Origin of the sequence: Sciscionella sediminilitoris (assembly GCF_000737195.2) — a bacterium.
In the GTDB taxonomy this organism is placed as follows: domain Bacteria; phylum Actinomycetota; class Actinomycetes; order Mycobacteriales; family Pseudonocardiaceae; genus Sciscionella; species Sciscionella sediminilitoris.
Genome location: NZ_JALM01000005.1, coordinates 100,694 through 124,176 on the forward strand (window position 1 = coordinate 100,694; position 23,483 = coordinate 124,176).

The window sequence follows — 23,483 nt, forward strand, 5'->3', positions numbered from 1 at the left end:
GCGTGCGCGGTCAGTCGAGGTGCGGGTCGTCGGCGAGCCGCCAGAACGCGGAGACCGGGCCGACGCCCTTCCCGTGCGGATAGCCGTCCCGCACGGCATTGGTGACGAACCATTTCCCGTACTCGACCGCGCTCGGCACATCCTTGCCCTTGGCCAGCGCCGCCGTGATGGCCGAGGCCATGGTGTCCCCGCCGCCGTGGGTGTTGGAAGTGGCCATTCGCTCGGCGGGCAGTTCGTGGAACTCCGCCCCGTCGAAGAGCACATCCACACAGTCCGCCTCGCCGTGCAGATGCCCGGCCTTCACCAGTACCCACCGCGGGCCGAATGCGTGCAGCGCCCGGGCGGCGGCGTGCATACCCTCCCGGTCGTTCGCCTCGATCCCGGTGAGCAGCCGCACCTCGTCCAGGTTCGGGGTGATCAAGGTGGCGAGCGGGAACAGCTTGCCGCGCAAGGCTTCCAGGGCATCCTCGCGGAGCAGCGGATCGCCGTGCATGGAGGCGGCGACCGGGTCCACGACGAACGGGGAACCGTCCGCTCCGCCGATCCCGACCGTGCGCGCGCTCTGCGCCACGGTCTCGATGATCGCCGCGGTCGGCAGCATCCCGGTCTTGGCCGCACCGACACCGATATCGGTGGCCACGGCCTCGATCTGGCCGCTGACCACCGATACCGGCAGCTCGGTGAACCCCTCGACACCCACCGAGTTCTGCACGGTGACCGCGGCGACCGCGAGCATTCCGTGCACCCCGGAGGCGAAGAACGCGCGCAGATCCGCGGCTATTCCCGCGCCGCCACCGGAATCGGTTCCGGCGATGGTGAGCGCGGTCGGTGGGGTCGTCGTTCGCATGATTACTCCGGATTTTCTTGGCTGAGCTTGGGTGGCGGTGCGGGTGGCAGAACCTCAGCCGCCCCCTCGCTCCGGGATCTCCTCCTCATGTACTGCCCCGAGGAAACCAGCACGGCACCTGCGTGGGCGCAACAAACGGCTCTGCCGTTTTGGCACGACATCGTTCAGTCCGCCGACACGACCGGGAGGTAGACCTCGGATCCGCGCTCGGCGAATTCCTCGGATTTCTCCCGCATTCCGGCCTCGATAGCCTCGACCGTTTCCAGGTTGTTCGCCTTGGCGTATTCCCGCACGTCCTGGGTGATCTTCATGGAACAGAACTTCGGGCCGCACATGGAACAGAAATGCGCGGTCTTCGCGGGTTCGGCGGGCAGTGTCTCGTCGTGATAGGCGCGAGCCGTGTCCGGATCGAGTGCGAGGTTGAACTGGTCGGTCCACCGGAATTCGAACCGGGCGGTGGACAGTGCGTCGTCCCATTCCTGGGCGCGCGGGTGCCCTTTCGCGATATCCGCGGAATGCGCGGCGATCTTGTAGGTGATGACCCCTGCCTTCACGTCATCGCGGTTGGGCAGCCCGAGGTGTTCCTTCGGGGTGACGTAGCAGAGCATCGCGGTGCCGAGCCAGCCGATCTGGGCCGCGCCGATCGCCGAGGTGATGTGGTCGTAGGCGGGCGCGATATCGGTGGCGAGCGGCCCGAGCGTGTAGAACGGCGCCTCCCCGCACAGTTCCTCTTCCAGGCGCACGTTCTCCGCGATCTTGTGCATCGGCACGTGCCCGGGGCCCTCGATCATCACCTGCACATCGTGTTCGCGGGCGATGTGGGTGAGTTCGCCGAGCGTCTCCAGTTCGGCGAACTGCGCGCGGTCATTGGCATCCGCGATGGAACCGGGCCGCAGGCCGTCGCCGAGCGAGAAGGTCACGTCGTATTCCCGCAGGATCTCGCACAGCTCACGGAAATGCGTGTACAGGAAGGATTCCTTGTGGTGCGCGAGGCACCAGGCGGCCATGATCGAGCCGCCGCGCGAGACGATCCCGGTCACCCGGTTCGCGGTGAGTGGCACATAGCGCAGCAGCACGCCCGCGTGCACGGTCATGTAGTCCACGCCCTGCTCGCACTGCTCGATGATGGTTTCCCGGTAGATGTCCCAGGAAAGCTCAGCCGGGTCACCGTTGACCTTCTCCAGCGCCTGGTACATGGGCACGGTGCCGACCGGGACCGGGGAATTGCGCAGCAGCCATTCCCGGGTCTCGTGGATCCGTTTCCCGGTGGAGAGGTCCATGATGGTGTCCGCGCCCCAGCGGGTCGCCCACACCATTTTCTCGACCTCTTCCTCGACCGAGGAGGTCACCGCGGAATTGCCCATATTGGCGTTGATCTTCACCAGGAAGTTCTTGCCGATGATCATGGGTTCGGATTCCGGATGGCGGTGGTTGGCGGGAATCACCGCCCGGCCCGCGGCCACCTCGGCCCGGACGAATTCGGGATCCACGCCCTCGCGTTTCGCGATGAACCGCATTTCCTCGGTGACGACTCCGGCCTTCGCGTTCCCGAGCTGAGTGTTTCCCGAGACACGCCAGGGTTCACGCAGTTTGGGCAGGCCGCGGTGCAGGTCGATTTCCGCGTCCTCGTCGGTGTACGGGCCGGAGGTGTCGTAGAGGTCCAGATGCTCGCCGTTGGTCAGTTCCACCCGCCGGAACGGAACGGAATCCTGGTAGACCTTGTGTGATCCGGTGATCGGGCCTCGCGTGATCGCCGGACGGACGGAAGCGTCGAGCGTGCTCATCAACATCCCCTTCCTACGCCGGTATTACCCGGACAGGTTCTGCGGTCGGCGACGGTGTAGCCGCCCTCTCAGCCCATTTCCATGAGCTCCCGCGTGTTATGCAATTGGCGCTCTCGACGATAGCCGTCCGCTCCGGGCTTGTCGATGCTCGGCGACCGGAAACCCCGGTAACCGGAAACCTCAGTGCCCGAACGGATCCGGGTCCTCGCCGGGGTTCCAGGAAAGCCCGGGAACACCCCAGCCGTTGCGCTTGATCATCCGCTTCGCCTCGCGCTTGTAGCGGCCGATGAGGCAGTCCAGGTAGAGGAAACCGTCCAGGTGCCCGGTCTCGTGCTGCAGGCAGCGGGCGAAGTAGCCGGTGCCCTCGACCTCGATCGGTTTGCCGTGCCCGTCGAAGCCGGTGACCTTGGCCCACTGCGCGCGCCCGGTCGGGTACCCCTCGCCGGGAGCGGAGAGGCAGCCCTCCATGTCCTCGTCCTCGTCCGGCATCCCCTCCGGGATCTCCGAGGTTTCCAGGACCGGGTTGACCACGACCCCCTTGCGCCGGGCCTTGATCTGCTCGTCCGGGCAGTCGTAAATGAATAGCCGTTTGCCGATGCCGATCTGGTTCGCCGCGAGCCCCACACCGTTCGCCGCGGTGTTCGTCTCGTACATATCCTCGATGAGTTCGCGCAACTCCTCGTCGAACTCGGTGACCGGTTCGGTGGCCGTGTGCAGCACCGGGTCGCCTGCGATACGGATCGGGTGAATCATGGTGGGGAGCCTAACGGGGTGGAAAATGCGGACGCGCCGAGCGTCGGTGTACGTGTTACGCGTGTGACTCATGTTGTAATGACCGCGCATGGCGCCCGTGTGTGGACGGCACGGCGTCGGCGGTGCATGGATGGAGTTCGACATGGAAGCCAGCGGGCTGACCAGCCGTGAGCAGGAGATTCTTGCCTTCGAGCGGCAGTGGTGGAAGTACGCGGGGGCCAAGGAACGCGCGATCCGTGAGCTGTTCGACATGCCTTCCACCCGGTACTACCAGGTGCTGAACGCGCTCGTGGACAAGCAGGAAGCCATGCGGGCCGATCCGATGCTGGTCAAGCGCCTGCGCAGGGTCCGCTCGAGTAGACAACGGGCGAGGGCGGCAAGCCGATTGGGGATCGAGATATGAGCGAGCCTGCGAGCGAATCAATGACACAGCCTCGGCGCATGGCCAAGCCGAGCGCTAGCGAGGTGCGGTCATGACCATGCAGTCACCAGGGAAGACAAAGATCGCGGGGATCGCACTCCTCGGGGTCGCCGCGGTCGCGCTCGTGTTCGGCGTGGTCAGCGTGGCAGGTGGGGGATCGGACACCACGACCGCTGCCCAGGCGAGCCAGACCCAGCAGCACCAGGGACAGGCGCCGAACGGCGGCAAACCCGGCCAGGCCCCGAACGGCGGCAACCAGAAGCCGGGCAACGGAGCGCCGCCGGCGAACCAGGCGCCGCAGCAGCAGCCGGGCGCCGGTGACCAGGGGCAGCCCGGTGGCCAGGGCCAGCAGGGGGAGAAGACCACCAAGGTCATCCAGCCGCCGAACCCGGAACAGGTGCAGCAGGAACAGCAGGCCGGTCAGGGCGGCGGCAACCAGGTGCAGATGGCCGGGGTGGACAAGTCGGCCCCGGTGCGCGTGTACAACAACAGCACCGTCAAGCACCTCGCCGACAAGGCCGCCAATGTGCTGCGCGGGGACGGCTTCAACGTGGTGCAGGTCGGGAACTACCCGAACGGCGTCATCCCGACCACGACCGTCTACTACCGGCCGGGAAGCAATGAGCAGGGCACCGCGGAGGCGGCCGCGAAGAAGATCGGCGCGAAGGCCGAGCCGCGGTTCCCCGGACTGCAGCAGGCCAGCCCGGGCGTGATCGTGATCGTCACCCAGGACTTCCAGGGCTGACACGCAGAACTGCCGAACGGGGCGCGGGGACACTCCCCGCGCCCCGTTTTGCTGGAATCCACTGGCGCCATGTGGCATCCCTACAAATCCGTGCCCGGTCCCGGTGGCGCCACGCTCTGGGAGTCCTACGTGGAAAACCGGCTCCTGGCGCGTGGCGCATCTGGTGGATCTACGGCCCCGAGACCGATCACCTGACCATCGTCACCATCGGCCCGCACCCTGACTGAAACTGTTCAGTGTTCCTGGTCGGCGAAGGCGCGCAGTTCGGCGAGCTGGCGCGGATCGAGTGAGGGGCGCACGGTCTCCCGTGCCCGGTCGAAATGCGCCTGCCCGACCGAGGCGGCCTCGATGTCCTCGCGCATCGCGGTCAGCGCCGCCTCGCGCACCAGCGCGGCACAGTCGGCGGCCGAGTACCCCTCGAGCGACTCGGCGAGCTCGGGCAGCGAGACCTCCTCGGCGAGCGGGGTGTTGCGCGCGGCGGCGGCGAGGATCTCGGCGCGCGCCGCGCCGTCCGGTGGCTGCACGTAGACCAGCCGTTCGAGCCGTCCGGGCCGCAGCAGCGCGGGATCCACGAGTTCGGGCCGGTTGGTGGCGCCGAGGATGACCACATCGCGCAGCGGTTCCACCCCGTCGAGCTCGGTGAGCAGCGCGGCGACCACCCGGTCGGCAACCCCGGAATCGCTGGACTGGCCGCGGCGCGGGGCCAGCGCGTCGATCTCGTCGAGGAACACCAGCGCTGGCGCGGCGTCCCTGGCCCTGGTGAACAGTTCGCGCACCGCTCGCTCGGACTCGCCGACCCATTTGTCCATCAGCTCGGCGCCCTTGACGGTGAGCACGTTGAGCTTCCCGGTCCCGGCGAGCGCGCGCACCAGATAGGTCTTCCCGCAGCCGGGCGGGCCGTAGAGCAGCAGCCCGCGCGGGGCGGCGATACCGAGCCGGGCGAACGAGTCCGGGTACTGCAGAGGCCACAGCGCCGATTCGGTGAGCGCCTGCTTGACTTCGGCCATGTCCCCGACATCGGCCAGGGTGAGGCCGCCGGTGCTGAGCAGATCCGAGGCGGACATGGAGGCGGGCCGCACGGTCTCGGTGGCGCCGAGCAGATCCGCCTGGCCGATCCGCGGCTGCCCTTCCCCGCCGTTCTGGTGGCGCTGGTTTTCCTGGTGGCGCAGCGCGGCGCGCACGGCCGCCTCGCGGCACAGCGCGGCCAGGTCGGCGACCACGAAGCCGGGAGTCCGGTCGGCGATCTCGCCGGTGTCCACATCGGAATCCAGCGGAACCTCTTTGAGCAGCAGCCGGAGCAGTTCCGCGCGCACCTGGGCGTCCGGGGAGGGAATGGTCAGCTCCCGGTCGATGAGGTCCGCATCGCGCAGCCGCTGATCGATCCCGCCCGCGTTCGCCGAGGTCACGATGAGCACGATGGAACCGATCGCTTCGCGCAGAATGTCCAGCACCACCGTCGCGACCGGCGGCGGATCGCTTGCCGGGAGCAGCGCGTCCACATCGGTGAGCAGCAACACGGCCGGGGTGTTCGCGCGCGCGGACTCGACGGCGGACCGCAACCGGGCGGCCGCGGCGTTCGGTTCCAGTGCGGCCAGCGCGGGCGCGGCGAGTTCGGCGACCGTGGCACCGGCATCGGCGGCGACCGAACGGGCCAGCGTCGCCTTGCCCACTCCCTCCGGTCCCGCGATCAGCGCGCCGAGCTGAGGTTTCGCGCCGAGCTGTTCGAGCAGGGCCGGTGCGGCGATGGTCAGCCGCAGCCATTCGCCGAGGCTGCGCGCGCATGCCTGGGCGCCGATCAGTTCGCTGACCGGGATCGGCGCTTCCTTGGGCTCGGTCACCGGTGCCGCCTCGGCGACCTCCGGGGTTGGTTCGGTCCGCACGCTCGGGGCCTCCATGGACGGATCGGTTCGCCAGCCGACGACCGTGGAGGGCAGCACGGTCACCGGTCCCTTCGGTTCGGTCTCGGTCACCGTGATCAGTTCACTGGTCCAGGAGATCCCGATGGTCGCGGAGAGATTGCTGCGCACCCCTTGGGCGTCCGCACCGGGGACGGGCGCGATGTCCTGGGGCAGAAGGGAAACCGCGTCCCCGGTGGTGAACACCTTCCCGATGAGCGCGAGCCGCAGGATATGGGCGCGCACCCCGCTCGAGGCCAGCCGGGAACCCGAGACGGTCACCGAACGCGCCGCCGGTGCGCTGACCGGGGCCACGACCACCTCGGTGTTCTCCTGGACCCCGAGGTTGGACAGGGTCACGTCGTCGAGCCCGAGCACCCCGGGCGGGGCCGAGTCCTTCGCCGGTGCGGCGACCGCGGCGGTCTTGCGGGCCCCGGTCAGCGCGACGGCGTCCCAGGGCTGCAGGCCGAGCGCGTCGAGCACCTCGGGATGCATGCGGACCACACCGCGGCGGGTGTCCACGGCGGAGCCGGACAGCCGGGCGGTGAGGCTGATCTGTGGTGCGGGCACAGCACGAACAGTACCTACCTCAGCGGCGGCGGAGGCTGATCCTGCGCCAGTCCCTGCGGCGCCGCTCGCCCTGTTCGCGTGCCGGAGGGGTTCCGGTGCTGCCGTGCCGGTAGACGGCGCGGCGCGCGGCCCCGGCGACCTGGCGGCGCAGCGGCCTGCGGATGGCGAGCCTGCGCGGGGAACGGCGGCGGATCGCCCTGCGGTCCCGCGGTGGCACGGCCCAGGCCTCGGGGTGGTTGGTCAGCCAGCGGTAGCGGTGCACCGCGTAGGGCACGTGCGCCAGGTACACCAGCAGCACGGCGACCAGCGCACCGAGCGGGACCACCACGACCAGCGCGGCGAGCAGGCCGACCCCGACCAGCAGCGGGGCGACGAGTTTCGGCGAGACCTGCACCGATTTCACCGAGAGCGTGGGGATCCGGGAGATCGACAGCGCCGAGACGCACACCGTCCAGACCAGCGCGACCACGATCGAGTCCCAGAAGCCGGGGCCGAACTGCACGTGCAGCATCAGCGGGGCGAGCAGCAACAGCCCGCCCGCGGGCGCGGGGACCCCGACGAAGAACTCCTTGGCGAACGGCGGCTGTTCCTCGTCCTCGAGCAGGGTGTTGAACCGGGCCAGCCGCAGCACCATGCACACCGCGAACAGCAGGCACACGATCCAGCCCGGCCGGAAGTCCTGGAACCGCCAGATGAACACGATCAGCGCCGGGGCGACCCCGAAGGAGATCGAGTCGCACAGCGAGTCGAGCTGTTCACCGATCTTCGAGGTGGCATCCAGCAGCCGCGCGATCCGCCCGTCCAAGCCGTCGAGCACCGCGGCGACCGCGATGCACAGGATGGCCAGCGCCCAGTCGGCGCGCAGCGCGAACATCACCGCGGACAGTCCCGAGCACACCGCGAGCACGGTGACCGCGTTCGGCAGCAGGCGGATTCCGGGTGTCTGGCGTACTGATTCGCGGACCATGGCTCAGCCCGCCGTATCCAGTTCGGCGAGCACGGTCTCCCCGCCGATCGTGCGCTGACCCTCGCGCACCAGGATCCGGGAACCGTGCGGCAGATAGGTGTCCACCCGGGAACCGAACCGGATCAGCCCGTAGGTCTGCCCGGCGAGCACCGAATCGCCCTCCGCCACCTCGCACACGATGCGCCGGGCCACCAGACCGGCGATCTGCACGACCACGATCTCGGTGCCGTCCACCCCGCGGACCAGCAGCGAATTGCGCTCGTTGTCCTCGCTGGCCTTGTCCAGATCGGCGGAGAGGAACTTGCCGGGGCGATAGGCGGCGCGGGTGATCACGCCGTCGGCGGGGGCGCGCTGCACGTGCACGTCGAACACCGAGAGGAACACGCTCACCCTGGGCAGCGGGGTGTCCGGAAGACCGAGCTCCGGCGGCGGGACGGCGTGCTCGAGCTTGGCGACGGTGCCGTCCGCGGAGGCCAGCACCACGTCCGCGCGCAGCGGCGGCACCCGCTTCGGCTCCCGGAAGAACCACGCGCACCAGCCGGTCGCGAGCGCGCCGAGCAGTCCGAGCGGGCGGGCGATGCGGCGCAGCCCGAGGGTCGCCACGATGCCGCCGAGGACGAACGGCCGTCCGGCCCGGTGCATCGGGGGCACCGTCTCGCGCACGAGGCGGGCCAGGTGTGCCGCGAAAGGTTCATCGTGTTCAGGCGTGCCGCTCAATAGTCGTCCGTCGATGCTTGGCCGGTGCTCCGGCGATGGAAAACGGGCAGCGGCCACGCTACGCCATGTGGGTTGTGCCTCGGTTCGACAGCACCCCTCGCAGACCCCCACGACGCGGCCGGCGGTGCACCCCCCGACGGTGCACGGGCCGGCCGCGTCTTAAGTGGAACGGCTCTTACGCACTCCCATACCGGCTGTTCCCACTCTTGAGACACAGCGGAGACGCGATCGTGACGCGGTTCCGCGGAATTTTTTCGGCGAGAACGTTTGCCCAGGTCAGGCTAGGTCAGCGTAAGTCAAGGCAGGTGATTTCGGTGCCCGCGGGCAGGTGCTCGGCCTCCTCGGGCACCTCGAGCAGGCAGTTGGCCGAGGCCAGCGCGCCGAGCAGGTGCGATCCGGGGCCGCCGACCACGCGCACCGTGCCGTCCCGGTGGATCCCCCTGCGGTACTGGCGCTTGCCCGCGGGGCTGCTCAGGTCCCCGGCCAGTCGCGCGGTCAGCCGCAGCCGCGTGGTCACCGGGTGCCCGGCAGCCGCGCGCAGCACCGGGCGCACGAACACCTCGAAGGAGACCAGCGAGCTCACCGGGTTCCCGGGCAGGGTCACGACCGGGACACCCCGATAGCGGCCCGCCCCCTGCGGGCCACCCGGCTGCATGGCCACCTTCGTGAACGTCACTCCCTCCGCGGTCAGCGCGTCCTTGACCACCTCATAGGCGCCCGCGCTCACCCCGCCGGAGGTCAGGATCAGGTCCACATCCGTACGCAGGGCGGCCAGGAAAGCGGGCACCTCATCGGCCACCGCATGCACGGTGAGCGCCTCCGCTCCCGCCTCGCGCACCGCGCTGGCCAGCATCAACCCGTTCGAGTCGTAGATCTGCCCGGTGCGCAGCGAGGTCCCGGCTGGCACCAGTTCGGAACCGGTCGAGACCACGAGCACCCGGGGACGGCGGTACACGCTCAGATCGGCGAGCCCGAGCGCCCCGGCGAGCCCGAGCACCGAAGGGGTGAGCTCGGTGCCCGCGGCAAGGGCGTCGGCTCCCGCGGTCACGTCCTCTCCCGCGCGCCGGATGTGGGTGTCCACCGGGACCGCCTCGCGCACCAGCACCCGCTCGGTGCCCGCGTCGGTGCGCTCCACTTGCACGATCGTGTCCGCGCCCTGCGGCACGGGGGCCCCGGTCATGATCCGGTGCGCGGTGCCCGGCTCGAGCGTGGGCACATCCGTGCGCCCCGCCGGGATGTCCGCGGTGACCGGCAGCTCGACCGGGGCGGCCGCGATGTCCGCCGCGCGCACGGCGTACCCGTCCATCGCCGAGTTGTCGAAGGAGGGCAGGGCGATCGGGGCGCGCACATCCTCGGCGAGCACCATGCCGAGCGTTTCGGCGATGGGCAGCCGCACCCGTTCGGTACGCCCGAGTAGCGCGGCGACGTTCTGCTCGTGCTGGTGAACCGGAATCATGCTCCCAGTGTCGCGCCCCGCGTGCGGCACCGAACGGTTAGGCTGCCCGACGTGTCGGAAGACCTGACCGGAAAGCGCCTCGGCCACTACAGCATCGACGGAGTGCTCGGCAAGGGCGGGATGAGCGTGATGTACCGCGCCACCGATGTGCGTCTCGGGCGCAAGGTCGCGCTCAAGGTCATCGCCGGTCACCTGTCCGCCGACGCCGAGTTCCGGGAACGGTTCGTCGACGAGGCGCGGAACACCTCGGCGATCGACCACTCCAATGTGGTGCCGCTGTACGACTTCGGTGAGGCCGACGGGCTGCTCTACATCGCCATGCGGATGGTGGACGGCGCCGATCTGGCCAAGCTCATCAAGGACGGCCCGCTCGCCCCGGACCGGGCGATCGGGCTGCTCGGCCAGGCCGCCGCCGCCCTGGACATGCTGCACGAGCGCGGACTGGTGCACCTGGACATCAAACCGGCGAACGTGCTGGTCACCGCGAAGGAATCGGCGAACGAGCACATCTACCTCGCCGACTTCGGGCTGACCCGCCGCGGGGCGACCGGGCACCGCACGCGTACCGGGGACTTCCTGGGTTCGCCGATGTACGCCGCGCCCGAGCACCTGCGCGGGGAACCGGTCGACGGGCGCACCGATCTGTACGCGCTCGCCTGCGTGCTCTACGCCTGTCTCACCGGGCGGGCCCCGTTCCGCGGCCAGGTCCCGGACGTCATCTCCGGGCACCTCGGCCCGAACATTCCCACGGTGACCAGCGTCGTCGAGTTGCCCGCCGAGATCGACGCGGTACTCGCGAAGGGGATGGCCAAGCGCGCCGACGACCGGTTCGGCACCTGTCAGGAACTGGTCGAGGCCGCGAAGCAGGCGCTGGCCGGGGTGGCGAACCGGAACGTCCCGCCGAAGCTGCGCCGGGCGGGGACCGGGGCCGCCGCGGCCCCGCGGGTCGCCGAACTGCCCGGGGACACCGCTGCCGGGGGAGCCGCTCCGGAAGCCGCGGCCGAGCACCCGCACTCGGCCCAGCCGACCCAACCGGTGCAGCCGCCGCCCGCGCAACCGGCCCAGCCGCCGGTTCAGCAACCGGTCCGACCCGCGCAGCCGGTTCAGCCCTCCGCTGAATCGCCGACCGCTCCGGGCAGGGCCCCGGTTCCGCCGCCGCAGCAGTACCCGCCGCAGTTCCCGCCGCCGATGCAGCCGGTCGCCCAGCAGCCGCCGTACCCGCAGCAGTACCCGGCGCCCCAGCAGTTCGGTGGCCAGCAGCAGGGATTCCACCCGCAGCAGGATCCGGTCCGGCTGCGCGATCCGGTTCCGGTGAACACCGGCGCGTTCGGTGCCCGGCCAGGCGAGGGCGCGCACCCGGCTCCGCCCGCGAAGCGCCGCTGGGTGGTTCCGGTGATCGTCGGCGCGGTGGTCGTGATCATCGCCGTGGTGCTGATCATCGTGTTCACCAGGCAGGGCGGTTCCGGCTCGGGCGGGGTCACCGTTCCGACCGGCGAGACCACCAACACCCAGCAGGCGCCGCCGACCAAACTTCCGCACATCAAACCGGGCTGACCTGCGGTTCTTGCACTCACCATCCGAGAGTGCTAAAACCGAGACTGGCACTCACACCTGAAGAGTGCCAGGGCGTGTCCGCGGACCGGGCACGTCCTTGCAAGGTCGGGACGGTGAGGTCGCCCATCCTAGGATGGTCGATCGTCCGTCGCGGGCACCGAGCCTGGCCGCGTATCGAGTCCTTACCGTCGCACAGAGCGTGTCGGCGGTGCCCAATCTCGGAGGACCACACCGCAATGGCCAAGATGATCGCGTTCGACGAGGACGCCCGCCGCGGTCTAGAGCGCGGCATGAACTCGCTCGCCGACGCCGTCAAGGTGACGCTGGGCCCGAAGGGTCGCAACGTCGTACTGGAAAAGAAGTGGGGCGCGCCCACCATCACCAACGATGGTGTGTCGATCGCCAAGGAGATCGAGCTCGAGGACCCGTGGGAGAAGATCGGGGCGGAGCTCGTCAAGGAAGTTGCCAAGAAGACCGACGACATCGCCGGTGACGGGACCACCACGGCCACCGTCCTCGCGCAGTCGCTGGTGCGCGAAGGCCTGCGCAACGTGGCCGCGGGTGCGAACCCGCTCGGCCTCAAGCGCGGCATCGAGAAGGCCACCGAAGCCGTTGCCGAGCAGCTGCTCAAGGCGGCCAAGGAGGTCGACACCAAGGAGCAGATCGCCGCGACCGCGTCGATCTCCGCCGGTGACTCCACCATCGGTGACCTGATCGCCGAAGCGATGGACAAGGTCGGCAAGGAAGGCGTCATCACCGTCGAAGAGGCGCAGACCCTCGGTCTCGAGCTCGAGCTCACCGAAGGTATGCGGTTCGACAAGGGCTTCCTTTCCGGCTACTTCGTCACCGACGCCGACCGTCAGGAAGCGGTCCTCGAGGACCCCTACATCCTGCTGTTCGGCTCGAAGGTCTCCAACGTCAAGGACCTGCTGCCGCTGCTCGAGAAGGTCATGCAGCAGTCCAAGCCGCTGCTGATCATCGCCGAGGACGTCGAGGGCGAGGCGCTGGCCACCCTCGTGGTCAACAAGATGCGTGGCACCTTCAAGTCCGTCGCCGTCAAGGCGCCCGGCTTCGGTGACCGCCGCAAGGCGATGCTGCAGGACATGGCCACCCTCACCGGTGGCACGGTCATCACCGAGGACGTCGGCCTCAAGCTCGAGAACGCCGACATCAACCTCCTCGGCAAGGCCCGCAAGGTCAACGTCACCAAGGACGAGACCACCATCGTCGAGGGCTCCGGCGACGCCGAGCAGATCCAGGGCCGGGTCAACCAGATCCGCAAGGAGATCGAGAACTCGGACTCCGACTACGACCGGGAGAAGCTCCAGGAGCGTCTCGCGAAGCTCGCCGGCGGCGTGGCCGTCATCAAGGCGGGTGCCGCGACCGAGGTCGAGCTCAAGGAGCGCAAGCACCGCATCGAGGACGCCGTTCGCAACGCGAAGGCCGCCGTCGAGGAGGGCATCGTCGCCGGTGGTGGCGTCGCCCTGCTGCACGCGGCCGAGGCGGCTTTCGCCTCCCTCAAGCTCGAGGGTGACGAGGCCACCGGCGCGAACATCGTCAAGGTCGCCGTCGAGGCTCCGCTCAAGCAGATCGCGGTGAACAGCGGTCTCGAGGGCGGCGTCGTCGTGGAGAAGGTGCGCAACCTCAAGGGCGACGAGGGCCTCAACGCCGCGACCGGCGACTACGAGGACCTCATCAAGGCCGGCGTGCTCGACCCGGCCAAGGTGACCCGCTCCGCGCTGCAGAACGCGGCGTCCATCGCGGCGCTGTTCCTGACCACGGAGGCGGTCGTCGCCGACAAGCCGGAGAAGGCCGCTGCCGCTCCGGCCGGCGACCCCACCGGCGGCATGGGCGGCATGGACTTCTAAGAGTCCGCCAACCTGTCAAGGGTCAGAAACGGCCCGGGAACTCGGTTCCCGGGCCGTTTCGTACGTTCGGAGGTTGTGCCCGCGCGCCGCCCGGTCAAAAATCTGACCACTGGAGGTGCGCGATGAAGCGTGAAATGGCAGCAGTTACTGCACTATTGCTCATGTTCGCCGGGATCGCCGTGCCGCAGGCGGCCGCGAAACCGGACCCGCTGCCCACGGTCACCCCGACGCCGCAACAGCTGACCCGCCTCGGCTCCGATGTGCCGATCCCGGACCGGGTGCGAGTGCTCGCCGGGCGCTCGGTGGACCGGTCCACGATCGACACCGTCCGCGCGAGCCTGCGCGGCGCCGGAGCACGGGCGGTCGACGTGGTCACCGGTGCCTCGCCCGCGAGCGCGAGGAACGGGACCTTCACCGTCGTCATCGGCTCGCTGGCGGACGCCGGGATCCGAAACGAAGCCGCGCGCTCCCGGGTGCGGAACCCGAAGCCGCAGGGATACGGGCTGGTCATCAGGAAGAACTCCGCGCTGCTCGCCGGGGCCGATTCGGACGGCAGCTTCTACGCCGCGCAGACCCTGCGCCAGCTCCTCGCGCACCACACGCTGCCCAGGGTGTCCGTCGTGGACGAACCCGCACTGCCGATCCGCGGTTCCATCGAGGGCTTCTACGGCGCGCCGTGGTCGCACGATGCCCGGCTCGATCAGCTGCGCTTCTACGGCCAGGTCAAGATGAACAGCTACGTCTACACCCCGAAGGACGATCCGTACCTGCGCGATCGCTGGCGCGAGGAATACCCCGCCGACAAACTCGGGGAGATCGAAAAACTCGTGAACGCGGCCAAGGCCAACCATGTGCGGTTCACCTACGCCGTCTCGCCGGGGCTCTCGATCTGTTTCAGCGACCCGAACGACGTCAAGGCACTGGAACGCAAACTCGATTCCGTTTACCGGATCGGGGTGCGCGAATTCTCCGTTCCGCTCGACGACATCGAATACGGCAAGTGGAACTGTGCCGGTGACGAGAAGAAATACGGAAAGTCCTCACCGGGTGCCGCCGGCCGGGCCCAGGTCGATCTGCTCAATGCCGTGCAGCGCGATTTCGTGCGCACCCATGAGGGTGTCGGCCCGCTGCAGACCGTGCCGACCGAATACTCCGATCTGAAGGACAGCGACTACAAAAAGGTCATCCGGGAAAATCTCGATCCCGCGATCCTGCTCATGTGGACCGGAGACGGCGTCATCCCGGACGGTATCTCGACCGAGCAGACCAAGCAGGCGAACAAGATCTGGGGCCGCAAGGTCTTCATCTGGGACAACTACCCGGTCAACGATTACGACAAGACCAAGGGCCGGTTGCTGCTCGCCCCCTACGACAAACGCGAGCGCGGGATGAGCTCCGAGCTGTCCGGGCTGGTGCTCAACCCCATGAACCAGTCGCATCCCAGTAAGGTCGCCCTCTTCGGCGGCGCCGCGTACGCCTGGAACGACCGGGATTACGACGCCGCGCGCACCTGGCGCGCCGCGGCCGATTACTTCTCCGGCGGGGATCCCGCGACCACCGAGGCACTGCTCGCCTTCTTCGACACCGAGCACTTCGCGCCGACCAGCTTCGACACCCCGTGGCAACCCCAATCGCCCGGACTGCGCGCCAAGATCGCGAAGTTCGACAAGGCGTTCACCGGGACCACCGAGCAGAAGCACGCGGCCGTCGCCGAACTGCGCGAGTACCAGAAGGTGCTCGCCGGGGCCAGCGAACGAATTCGCGCGCACGTCGCGGAAAAGGGATTCCTCGAGGAGAGCAAACCCTGGTTGGACGCGCTCGCCCTGTGGGGCAAGGCGTTCGGGCGTTCCCTGGACGGAATCGAGGCCAATCTCGACGGGAACGGCGAACAGGCCAAGGGGCACTTCTCCGCGGCGGGCGCGCTCGCCCAGAAAGCGGCGGCCATCACCACGATTCCGGGCACCACACGGCCGCAGGGACCCGTCAAGGTCGCCGACACCGTGCTGGACGCCTTCATCGAGAAGGCCCCGAGCCGAAGCTAGTGCCTCACTCCTCCGGGATCACGATCCAGGCGGCCAGGTAGAGCAGGATCCCGGTGCCGATCCCGAACACGGCGAGGCCGAGGAAGATCAGCCGCAGGATGACCGGGTCGATGCCGAAGTGTTTGGCCGCTCCGCCGCAGACACCGGAGATCATCCGGTCCTGCCTGCTGCGCCGGATCTTGCGGATTTCGGTGCTGTTCTGGTCTGTGTTCATACTTCGATTCTTGCGGGAGAACCGGCGGGACACATCGGGGTCGGCCCCTGAACGAACCCGGAACTCAGCCTCGGGGACGTCGCGCGTAGTAGACGTAGGCGGGCGGCAGATTCCGCAGCACCGTGCGGGAGACCACGAGCTCCTCGAAGGCCGCGCCGAATTCGCGGTGCTGGCGGCGCGCGGGCGGGGCCCACCGGCTCCACGAATAGGAGAACTGGGTCAGGGTGCCCTCCGGCCCGAGCGCCCCGGCCAGCAGTTCGATCAGCGGGCGCTGTCCTTCGGGCCAGTACGCGGACCAGGGCAGCCCGCTGATGATGACATCGGCGGGCCGGTCGAGCAGCGCGGGAAGTTCGTGCGCCCGCGCCTGGACCACCTCGACACCCGGGTGGCGATCGGCGAGCAGCGCGGCCCACTCGGGATTGCATTCGACGGCGAGGTGCCGTCCACGACCACGCAGAACCTCTTGCGCGGCAACGGTGAACGCTCCCGTTCCGGCGCCGAGCTCCACGACGAACGGATCCCCGGTGCGCGGGATCGGGGCGACCATGCGCGCGGCCAGGGCGGGGGAACTGGGCACGGGCGCGGCGGTGATCAGCGGGGTACGCAGGAACTGACGGGCGAACGCAGCCGGTCCGCGCGGCGGGTTTGGTGAGCCATGTCCCGACGATCGCGGCACCGGCGGGCCTGGCACATCGGGGAATACCCCGCGGTCAACCCTGGGAAGCACCCTCGAGCGGCTCGCGCAGCACCGCGGGAATGGGCGTCGGCTTGAAGGTTGCCGGATCGATGAACACGTGCCGCACGGTGCCCTCGACCCGCAGTTGTCCGTCCACTTCGAAGCGCGGCTCGATGATCAGGCTGGTGTTGCCGACATGGGAGACCGGCATGCACACGTCGAGCAGTTCGTCGAATGTGGTGCTCGCCCGGTATTTCAGCGTGGATTCCGCGACGACGATATCGCAGTCCGGCAATTCGTCCCAGGAGTAGCCGAAGGAGCGGAACAGTTCCAGCAGCGCCTGGTCGTAATAGAACAGGTAGTGCCCGTTGAACACCACGCCCTGCTGATCGCATTCGCTGTAGCGGACCCGGAATCGATGGCTGAACATCAGAGCTTCCCTTCCACGTCAGCGAGCCGGCGCAGCCAGCGTTCGGTACCGGATTGATCGGCCGTGAATTCGTGCAGCGCCTCCGGAGCCTGCGGGGCGCGGGGCACCGGCAGATACCCCTGCTCCGCGTGCAGCGGTTCGGGCACGATATCCCCGCGCAGCAGGGAAAGGGTGCCGAGCCCGCAGGCGTAGTCCAGTTCCGGGAGCGCGCCGGCGAGCGCGAGCCCCGCGGCGAGGCCGATGCTCGTCTCCACCGCGGAGGAGACCACACAGGGCAGCCCGCAGGCCTCGGCGACCCGCAGCGCCGGGCGCACCCCACCGAGCGGGGCGACCTTGAGCACCGCGATATCGGCGGCCCCGGCGACCGCCACCCGCAGCGGATCCTCGGCCCGCCGGATGGATTCGTCCGCCGCGATCGGGACCTCGACCCTGGCCCGGACCGCGGCCAGTTCCTCGATGCTCGCGCACGGTTGCTCCACGTATTCGAGCCCGCCCGCGGCCTTGTCCAGTGCGGCGATCGCGGTCACCGCGGTGTCCACCGGCCAGGCGCCGTTCGCGTCCACCCGGATCGCGCCCGCCGGGCCCAGTGCCTCGCGTACCGCGGCGACCCGGTCGATGTCCTCGGTGAGCTCACTGCGCGGATCGGCCACCTTCACCTTCGCGGTGCGGCAACCTGATTCGGCCACGATCTGCTTCGCGAGCTCCGGCGCGACCACCGGAACCGTGCAGTTGACCGGAATCCGTTCGCGCACCGGTTCGGGCCAGCCCTCGTTCGCGGACTCCAGGGCGCAGCGCAGCCACGGGGCGGACTCGGCAGCGTCGTAGTCCGCGAACGGGCAGAATTCCCCGTAGCCCGCGGGCCCGCGCAGGATCAGTCCCTCGCGGACGGTGATGCCGCGGAACCGGTTCCGCAGCGGAATGGCGTACACACCGATGGTTTCGGGCACCGCGCACCTCCTTGGCTCGGCTCGATCATCGCAGAAGTACTGTTGGGCGGTATGCGAAGCGTGCAGTTGGTGCAGGACTGGCCGGTCGATCATGCCGCAGCAGCGGTCGTGCGCGGGGACGGCACCGTGGCGGCCACGGGCGGTGAACCGCATCGGGTGTTCGAGCTCGCCTCGGTGACCAAGCTGCTCAGCGCGTACGCGGCGCTCATCGCGCTGGAGGAGGGCGCGGTCGAGCTGGATCAGCCCGCCGGACCGGACGGCTCCACGGTGCACCATCTGCTCGCGCACACCAGCGGGCTCGCCTTCGACTCCGAACGGGTGCAGGCGGAACCGGGAACCCGGCGGATCTACTCCAACACCGGGTTCGCCGTGCTCGCCGAGACCATCGCGGCTGCCTGTGAGATGCCGTTCGCCGAGTACCTGCGCGAAGCGGTGTGCGCGCCGCTCGGGCTGGCGGTCACCGAACTGCGCGGTTCGGCAGGGGCGGGCGCGGTGTCCACGGCCGCCGAACTCGCCGTGTTCGCCGCTGAGCTGCTGAACCCGAGCCTGATCGCGCGGGAGACCTACGAATCGGCGACCACGGTGCATTTTCCCGGGCTGGACGGGGTGCTTCCCGGTTACGGCATTCAGCGCCCGAACGACTGGGGACTCGGCCTCGAACTGCGCGCACACAAACAGCCGCACTGGACCGGTACCCGCTCGTCCCCGCGCACCTTCGGTCACTTCGGGCAGTCCGGCACCTTCCTGTGGGTGGACCCGGATGCCCGGCTGGCCGCGGTCGCGCTCACCGACCGCCCGTTCGGGGACTGGGCCAAGGAATGCTGGCCCGCCTTCACCGATGCGGTACTGGAGGAACAGTGAACCTGCTCGTACTCGGCGGGCGCAGCGAGATCGGCCTCGCCATCGCCAAGCGGCTCGCCCCGGAGAAGGTGGTGCTCGCCGCGCGGCCCAGGCCTGATCAACCCGGCACCGGACTCGACGCCGAGGAACAGGAACTGCGCACGGCCGGGGCGGGCACCGTCGCCCGGGCCGAGTTCGACGCCGACGCGGTCGGGGAACACGAGGAACTGCTCACCGGACTGAGCCAGCGGCACGGCCCGTTCGACGTCGTGGTGCTCGCCTTCGGCATTCTCGGTGACCAGGAACGCGCCGAGCGCGAGGCCGAGCACGCGCTCGCGATCACGCACACCGACTACGTCGCACAGATCAGCGTGCTCACCCATCTGGCCAAGCTGCTTCGCGCGCAGGGCAGCGGGACCATGGTGGTGTTCTCCTCGGTCGCCGGGATCCGGGTGCGCCGGGCCAACTACGTCTACGGCGCCGCCAAGGCCGGGCTGGACGGATTCGCGAACGGGCTCGCCGACGCACTGCACGGCAGCGGGGTGCGGTTGCTGCTCGTGCGCCCGGGGTACGTGCACGGGCGGATGGCCGCCGCGGTCGATCCCGCCCCGTTCTCCAGTACTCCCGATCAGGTCGCCGCGGCCACGGTTACCGCGCTGCGCAAGGGAAAGCGTCTCGTCTGGGTACCGCCGGTGCTGCGCCTGGTCTTCGGCATGCTGCGCTTCGTCCCGCAGTCGATCTGGCGCCGCATGCCACGCTGATCCCGCCGCTTCAGGTTCCGCTACCCACAGCGCCGCGCAGGCTGGTGACTATGGATTCCGCAGGTCGTCCGCGTCGGTGATGGTGTAGGCGTACCCCTGTTCGGCGAGGAACCGCTGCCGGTGCGCGGCGTAGTCGGTGTCCAGCGTGTCCCTGGCGACCACCGAATAGAAGTGTGCCTGGCGCCCGTCTTCCTTGGGGCGCAACAACCTGCCGAGCCGCTGCGCTTCTTCCTGGCGTGAGCCGAAGGTCCCGGAGACCTGGATCGCGACGGTGGCCTCGGGAAGGTCGATGGAGAAGTTCGCGACCTTGGACACCACGAGGGTGGTCAGTTCTCCGTTGCGGAACTGGTCGAAAAGCTTCTCCCGCTCGGCGTTCTTGGTGGAGCCCTGGATGACCGGGCACTCCAGCTCGCCGCCCAGTTCGTCGAGCTGGTCCAGATAGGCACCGATGACCAGGGTCGGCTCCCCGGCGTGTTTGTCCACAATGGACCGCACGACGGGGAGTTTGGTGCGTGCGGTGGAACAGATCTTGTAGCGCTCATCGGATTCCGCCGTGGCGTACCGCAGCCGCTCGGCCTCGGTCATGGTGGTCCGCACCTCGATGCATTCGGCGGGCGCGATCCAGCCCTGCGCCTCGATGTCCCGCCAGGGCACGTCGAACCGCTTCGGCCCGATCAGCGAGAACACATCGCCTTCCCGGCCGTCCTCGCGCACCAGGGTCGCGGTGAGCCCGAGGCGGCGCCGCGACTGCAGGTCCGCGGTCATCCGGAACACCGGGGCGGGCAACAGGTGCACCTCGTCGTAGACGACCAGGCCCCAGTCCCGCGAGTCGAACAGCTCCAGGTGCCGGTACTCGCCCTTGGTGCGCCGGGTGATCACCTGATACGTGGCGATGGTGATCGGCCGGATTTCCTTGCGCTCACCGGAGTATTCGCCGATCTCGTCCTCGGTCAGCGAGGTGCGCGCCACCAGTTCGCGTTTCCACTGCCGCCCGGCAACGGTGTTGGTGACCAGGATCAGCGTGGTGGCCTCGGCCTGGGCCATCGCGGCCGCGCCGACCAGGGTCTTGCCCGCGCCACAGGGCAGCACGACCACCCCGGAACCGCCGTCCCAGAAGGCTTTCGCCGCCTGCCGCTGATAATCGCGGAGCGCCCAGCCCTCCTCGTGCAGGCTGATCGGGTGCGCCTCCCCGTCCACGTATCCGGCCAGGTCCTCGGCGGGCCAGCCGACCTTGAGCAGCTGCTGTTTGAGCCTGCCGCGCTCGGAGGGGTGCACGATGACCGTGTCCTCGTCGATGCGCGAGCCGAGCATCGGGACGATCTTCTTGTTCCGCAGTATCTCCTCGAGCACCGGCCGGTCGGTGGTGCTGAGCACCAGCCCGTGCGCGGGATGGTTCGCGATGGACAACCGCCCGAACCGGCCCATCGTGTCCACGATGTCCACCAGCAGCGGCTGTGGAACGGGGAACCGCGAGTTCGAGACGAGCGCGTCGACCACCTGCTCGGCGTCATGCCCTGCCGCGCGCGCGTTCCACAGTGCCAGCGGGGTGATCCGGTAGGTGTGCACGTGCTCGGGTGCGCGTTCGAGTTCGGCGAACGGCGCGATCGCGGTGCGCGCCTGCTCCGCGCCGTCCTGATCGACCTCGAGCAGCACGGTCTTGTCGGACTGCACGATCAACGGCCCATTGCTCATGACTACCAGTGTGCCTGAGTGGCTTTCCTGGTCAGTCCGTCACGGTGGCCACCGTGGTGATCAGGTGCAGCGGCAGCCGGGTGGCTTCCCCGGTGTCCGGGTCCTCACCTTCGAGCACGCCGCCGCCGAGCCTGGTGGGGACGAGCACGTGCTGGCTCGCGGTTCCGCGGGTGTCCACGAGGCCGACCCAGACGGTTTCCCGTTCACGCACCGCATCGCGTAACGCACTCAGCGTGGTACTGAGCGTGTCCGAGGCGCCCGCCCCGGACAGCGCGGCCACGGCGGCCCCGCGTTTGGCGGCCGCGGCCCGGTCGGCGGCGCGCATGCTGTCCACCGCCTCGGCGAGCCGGTCCGGATCGGGTGGCTCGGGCAGGCTGCGGCTCGACCGGTTCGCCGAGCGGGCGGGCACCCTGCGGCCGGGCGGGCGCAGATCGAGCAGCTGCCCGTCCGGTCCCTCGGCGATCGGGGAGTAGCCGTGTTCGCGCAGCACATCCAGCACGTCGACCAGCGGAACGGGGCTGATCACCACCTCGGCGGCGATCCTGCGCAGCTCCAGCCGTGCGGCCGCCGGTCCGGCAAGCACCTCGGCCAGCAGCGCGGGATCGGTGCTGCGCAGGAAGGACCCGGCCATGCCACCGCGCAACTGACCGTGTTTCCGCGCGACATCGTCGATCAGATAGGAAAGCGATTGCGGGACCGGGGTCGCGGAGTGCACCCGGAACAGTTCGTGTAGCTCGGCGGCGCTGCGCCCGGCATCGAGGGCGCGCCGCACGCTGGACTCGCCGATCCGGTACACGGTGGCCCCACCGGCCGATTCCACATCACCGACCAGGCTCATCGCGGCGGCGAGTTCGGGTTCGAGCGGGCCGGGCGCGATCGCGGTGAGATCGGCCTGCACCAGGATGTGATCGACCGGATCCGGCAGTGCCTCGGCCATCGCCCCGGTAGCCGAGTCGAGTTCGGTGAGCAGCGCGCGACCGGGGGTTCCGCAGGCGCCGAGGGCGAGGATGCCGAGGGCGGTGGCCTCGCGGATGGTCTCGGTGACCGCCTTGTCCCGCAGCTTGCTCGACTGCCTCGGGGTGCGCCAGTTGAGCAGGGCGATCAGCGTGTCCGGCCCGTCCAGCGCGGTCCCCGGGCCGAGTTCGGCGATCGCCTCGAGCACCATGCGCCGCGATTCGGGCGCGAGCGGGCGGTGCAGCTCCTCGGTGAGCGGGGCGATGGCGCGGTCCTTGGCGTCCTTGAGCCCGGCGAGCCAGGGCAGCCGCGGTAGCTCGAGCCACGCCCCGGCCAGGGTCACCCAGCGCGTCGCCGGATCCGCGGCGAACCAGCCGTCCGCCGCGGTCGTGGGCACCCACACCCCCTCGTCCTGATCGGTCGCGGCCAGCCCGGCCCCGGAAAGTACCTCGACGAGCAGGCTCACCCGCTGCTCGTCCACATCCAGTTCCTTGACCAGTTTGCGCAGGTCCCGAACCGCCACCCCGCCGGAACGCAGCAGCTGGGCCGGGGTGTGCGACCAGGTGGTGAGGATGGCCTCGGCGTGCCGGAGCAGTGTCATGGCTTCCCCGGCGGCGGCCTTGTCCACCTCCTCGACCGACCGCGGCACGGTCGCCGGGACCGGGGCCTGCGCGCTGACCCGGCCGATCGGATGCTCCCCGCGCACCGTGAGCGCGACCTGCCTCGGCAACTCCACTGTCTGCTCATCGCGGCGCAGCAACAGCCCGCGCGCCAGCAGCGCCTGCACGGGGGTGCGCGCCTGCTCGATCGGCACCAGCTTCGCCGCGTCCCTTGTCTGGCCGATCGGCGGTCCCGCGGCCAGGGTCTCCACCAGCCCGCGCTGCTGTTCGTCCAGCGTGGCGAGCTCGGCCGCGATGTCCGTATCGGCGAAGGAATCCACGGCGCGCCCGAGACCGGCGGGGAACTCCCCGGTCACCTCGCGCACCGCGCCGGGAACCTGATAGGGATCCTCGCCCCAGAACAGCGCCAGCTCGCGCAACCGCTCGACGGTGGTGTCCAGGTCCTCGGCGCGCACCTCGGGACCGAACCAGGCGGCGAGCTCGGTGCGCGTCGCGGGCCGGGTGTCCGCTTCGCAGAGCACCGCGGCCTCCAGTACGGCGAGCTCGAAGGCATTGAGCCGATCACAGGCGCGGGCCACCGAGGCCCTGCTGCCCGCCCGGGTCGCCAGGATGCGCGTGTTCTGCGGGACAGGGCTCGCCAGATCCGGGCGATCGCGCAGCAATGCGACGATCGCCTGCCTGGGTCGCTCGAGCAGCCACGCGAGCAAGGTCACCGACTCGGTCACCTACG

20 protein-coding genes and 1 riboswitch are annotated in these 23,483 nt (G+C 69.5%); of the genes, 7 read left to right on the plus strand and 13 right to left on the minus strand.

The genetic code is table 11. The features are described 5' to 3' along the window. Nucleotides 1–10: 10 nt before the first annotated feature. From thiD to AD72_RS02405, 3 genes are all read right to left on the minus strand, one after another. On the minus strand, nt 11–847 hold the full coding sequence (gene thiD, locus AD72_RS02395) for a bifunctional hydroxymethylpyrimidine kinase/phosphomethylpyrimidine kinase (RefSeq protein WP_031464687.1): 837 nt from the start codon (nt 845–847) through the stop codon (nt 11–13). 164 nt (nt 848–1,011) lie between these two features. Beyond that, nucleotides 1,012–2,637, minus strand: coding sequence for a phosphomethylpyrimidine synthase ThiC (gene thiC / locus AD72_RS02400; RefSeq protein WP_425480730.1), 1,626 nt, complete (start codon nt 2,635–2,637; stop codon nt 1,012–1,014). Next, a riboswitch (TPP riboswitch) is annotated at nt 2,625–2,734 on the minus strand. Its footprint overlaps the gene before it by 13 nt. 77 nt (nt 2,735–2,811) lie before the next feature. Beyond that, nucleotides 2,812–3,384 (minus strand): peptide deformylase, encoded by a 573-nt coding sequence (locus AD72_RS02405; protein WP_031464689.1) that lies wholly within the window; start codon nt 3,382–3,384, stop codon nt 2,812–2,814. A 130-nt stretch (nt 3,385–3,514) separates the two neighbouring features. On the opposite strand from AD72_RS02405, the gene AD72_RS02410 reads away from it, so the two are divergent. Then, on the plus strand, nt 3,515–3,787 hold the full coding sequence (locus tag AD72_RS02410) for a DUF3263 domain-containing protein (RefSeq protein WP_197284860.1): 273 nt from the start codon (nt 3,515–3,517) through the stop codon (nt 3,785–3,787). Between the two features lie 70 nt (nt 3,788–3,857). Next, nucleotides 3,858–4,550, plus strand: a complete 693-nt coding sequence (locus tag AD72_RS02415) for a LytR C-terminal domain-containing protein (protein WP_031464691.1) — start codon at nt 3,858–3,860, stop codon at nt 4,548–4,550. A 233-nt stretch (nt 4,551–4,783) separates the two neighbouring features. Here AD72_RS02415 and AD72_RS02420 read toward each other — a convergent pair whose 3' ends face one another. The 4 genes from AD72_RS02420 to moeA form a co-directional block, all read right to left on the minus strand. Then, nucleotides 4,784–7,015 carry an AAA family ATPase gene (locus tag AD72_RS02420; RefSeq protein ID WP_031464692.1) on the minus strand — a complete coding sequence of 744 codons (2,232 nt, stop codon included), beginning with the start codon at nt 7,013–7,015 and terminating at the stop codon, nt 4,784–4,786. 19 nt (nt 7,016–7,034) lie between these two features. Continuing rightward, a complete protein-coding gene (pssA, locus tag AD72_RS02425) occupies nt 7,035–7,982 on the minus strand; it encodes a CDP-diacylglycerol--serine O-phosphatidyltransferase (RefSeq protein WP_031464693.1) in 948 nt (315 codons plus the stop codon). Between the two features lie 3 nt (nt 7,983–7,985). Next, a complete protein-coding gene (locus AD72_RS02430; RefSeq protein WP_082468726.1) occupies nt 7,986–8,699 on the minus strand; it encodes a phosphatidylserine decarboxylase in 714 nt (237 codons plus the stop codon). 286 nt (nt 8,700–8,985) lie between these two features. Continuing rightward, nucleotides 8,986–10,155, minus strand: a complete 1,170-nt coding sequence (moeA, locus tag AD72_RS02435; protein ID WP_031464695.1) for a molybdopterin molybdotransferase MoeA — start codon at nt 10,153–10,155, stop codon at nt 8,986–8,988. Between the two features lie 51 nt (nt 10,156–10,206). Between moeA and AD72_RS02440 the strand changes: the two genes are divergently transcribed. The 3 genes from AD72_RS02440 to AD72_RS02450 all read left to right on the plus strand — a co-directional run bounded on the left by AD72_RS02440 (nt 10,207) and on the right by AD72_RS02450 (nt 15,619). After that, on the plus strand, nt 10,207–11,709 hold the full coding sequence (locus AD72_RS02440; RefSeq protein ID WP_031464696.1) for a serine/threonine-protein kinase: 1,503 nt from the start codon (nt 10,207–10,209) through the stop codon (nt 11,707–11,709). Between the two features lie 236 nt (nt 11,710–11,945). Then, nucleotides 11,946–13,577: a chaperonin GroEL gene (gene groL, locus AD72_RS02445; RefSeq protein WP_020502164.1), complete on the plus strand. Its 1,632-nt coding sequence runs from the start codon at nt 11,946–11,948 to the stop codon at nt 13,575–13,577. 134 nt (nt 13,578–13,711) lie between these two features. Further along, nucleotides 13,712–15,619 (plus strand): glycoside hydrolase family 84 protein, encoded by a 1,908-nt coding sequence (locus tag AD72_RS02450; protein ID WP_231644709.1) that lies wholly within the window; start codon nt 13,712–13,714, stop codon nt 15,617–15,619. 4 nt (nt 15,620–15,623) lie between these two features. On the opposite strand, the gene AD72_RS02455 is transcribed toward AD72_RS02450, so the two are convergent. From AD72_RS02455 to AD72_RS02470, 4 genes are all read right to left on the minus strand, one after another. Next, nucleotides 15,624–15,833, minus strand: coding sequence for a PspC domain-containing protein (locus tag AD72_RS02455; RefSeq protein ID WP_020502162.1), 210 nt, complete (start codon nt 15,831–15,833; stop codon nt 15,624–15,626). Between the two features lie 64 nt (nt 15,834–15,897). Continuing rightward, nucleotides 15,898–16,410, minus strand: coding sequence for a class I SAM-dependent methyltransferase (locus AD72_RS02460; RefSeq protein WP_231644710.1), 513 nt, complete (start codon nt 16,408–16,410; stop codon nt 15,898–15,900). A gap of 133 nt (nt 16,411–16,543) precedes the next feature. Next, a complete protein-coding gene (locus tag AD72_RS02465; protein WP_031464699.1) occupies nt 16,544–16,939 on the minus strand; it encodes an acyl-CoA thioesterase in 396 nt (131 codons plus the stop codon). After that, complete coding sequence (locus AD72_RS02470; protein WP_031464700.1) at nt 16,939–17,874, minus strand: o-succinylbenzoate synthase; 936 nt, start codon at nt 17,872–17,874, stop codon at nt 16,939–16,941. Before AD72_RS02470 ends, AD72_RS02465 begins: the two co-directional genes overlap by 1 nt. A gap of 63 nt (nt 17,875–17,937) precedes the next feature. On the opposite strand from AD72_RS02470, the gene AD72_RS02475 reads away from it, so the two are divergent. Continuing rightward, nucleotides 17,938–18,747, plus strand: coding sequence for a serine hydrolase domain-containing protein (locus AD72_RS02475; protein WP_031464701.1), 810 nt, complete (start codon nt 17,938–17,940; stop codon nt 18,745–18,747). Continuing rightward, nucleotides 18,705–19,487, plus strand: a complete 783-nt coding sequence (gene dprE2, locus AD72_RS02480) for a decaprenylphospho-beta-D-erythro-pentofuranosid-2-ulose 2-reductase (RefSeq protein ID WP_037344641.1) — start codon at nt 18,705–18,707, stop codon at nt 19,485–19,487. Before AD72_RS02475 ends, dprE2 begins: the two co-directional genes overlap by 43 nt. A 48-nt stretch (nt 19,488–19,535) precedes the next feature. Here dprE2 and AD72_RS02485 read toward each other — a convergent pair whose 3' ends face one another. Together AD72_RS02485 and AD72_RS02490 are read right to left on the minus strand one after the other, a co-directional pair. Continuing rightward, entirely contained in the window at nt 19,536–21,179 is a 1,644-nt protein-coding gene (locus AD72_RS02485; RefSeq protein WP_031464703.1) for a DNA repair helicase XPB, read from the minus strand. 31 nt (nt 21,180–21,210) lie between these two features. Continuing rightward, a complete protein-coding gene (locus AD72_RS02490) occupies nt 21,211–23,478 on the minus strand; it encodes a helicase-associated domain-containing protein (protein WP_082468728.1) in 2,268 nt (755 codons plus the stop codon). Nucleotides 23,479–23,483: the final 5 nt, after the last annotated feature.

Bases quoted from the DNA above. Each gene is read 5' to 3' on its own strand.
- thiD (WP_031464687.1), bottom strand. From the start codon at position 847: ATGCGAACGACGACCCCACCGACCGCGCTCACCATCGCCGGAACCGAT.
- thiC (WP_425480730.1), bottom strand. From the start codon at position 2,637: ATGTTGATGAGCACGCTCGACGCTTCCGTCCGTCCGGCGATCACGCGA.
- AD72_RS02405 (WP_031464689.1), bottom strand. From the start codon at position 3,384: ATGATTCACCCGATCCGTATCGCAGGCGACCCGGTGCTGCACACGGCC.
- AD72_RS02410 (WP_197284860.1), top strand. From the start codon at position 3,515: ATGGAGTTCGACATGGAAGCCAGCGGGCTGACCAGCCGTGAGCAGGAG.
- AD72_RS02415 (WP_031464691.1), top strand. From the start codon at position 3,858: ATGACCATGCAGTCACCAGGGAAGACAAAGATCGCGGGGATCGCACTC.
- pssA (WP_031464693.1), bottom strand. From the start codon at position 7,982: ATGGTCCGCGAATCAGTACGCCAGACACCCGGAATCCGCCTGCTGCCG.
- moeA (WP_031464695.1), bottom strand. From the start codon at position 10,155: ATGATTCCGGTTCACCAGCACGAGCAGAACGTCGCCGCGCTACTCGGG.
- groL (WP_020502164.1), top strand. From the start codon at position 11,946: ATGGCCAAGATGATCGCGTTCGACGAGGACGCCCGCCGCGGTCTAGAG.
- AD72_RS02450 (WP_231644709.1), top strand. From the start codon at position 13,712: ATGGCAGCAGTTACTGCACTATTGCTCATGTTCGCCGGGATCGCCGTG.
- AD72_RS02455 (WP_020502162.1), bottom strand. From the start codon at position 15,833: ATGAACACAGACCAGAACAGCACCGAAATCCGCAAGATCCGGCGCAGC.
- AD72_RS02465 (WP_031464699.1), bottom strand. From the start codon at position 16,939: ATGTTCAGCCATCGATTCCGGGTCCGCTACAGCGAATGCGATCAGCAG.
- AD72_RS02475 (WP_031464701.1), top strand. From the start codon at position 17,938: ATGCGAAGCGTGCAGTTGGTGCAGGACTGGCCGGTCGATCATGCCGCA.
- dprE2 (WP_037344641.1), top strand. From the start codon at position 18,705: ATGCTGGCCCGCCTTCACCGATGCGGTACTGGAGGAACAGTGAACCTG.
- AD72_RS02485 (WP_031464703.1), bottom strand. From the start codon at position 21,179: ATGAGCAATGGGCCGTTGATCGTGCAGTCCGACAAGACCGTGCTGCTC.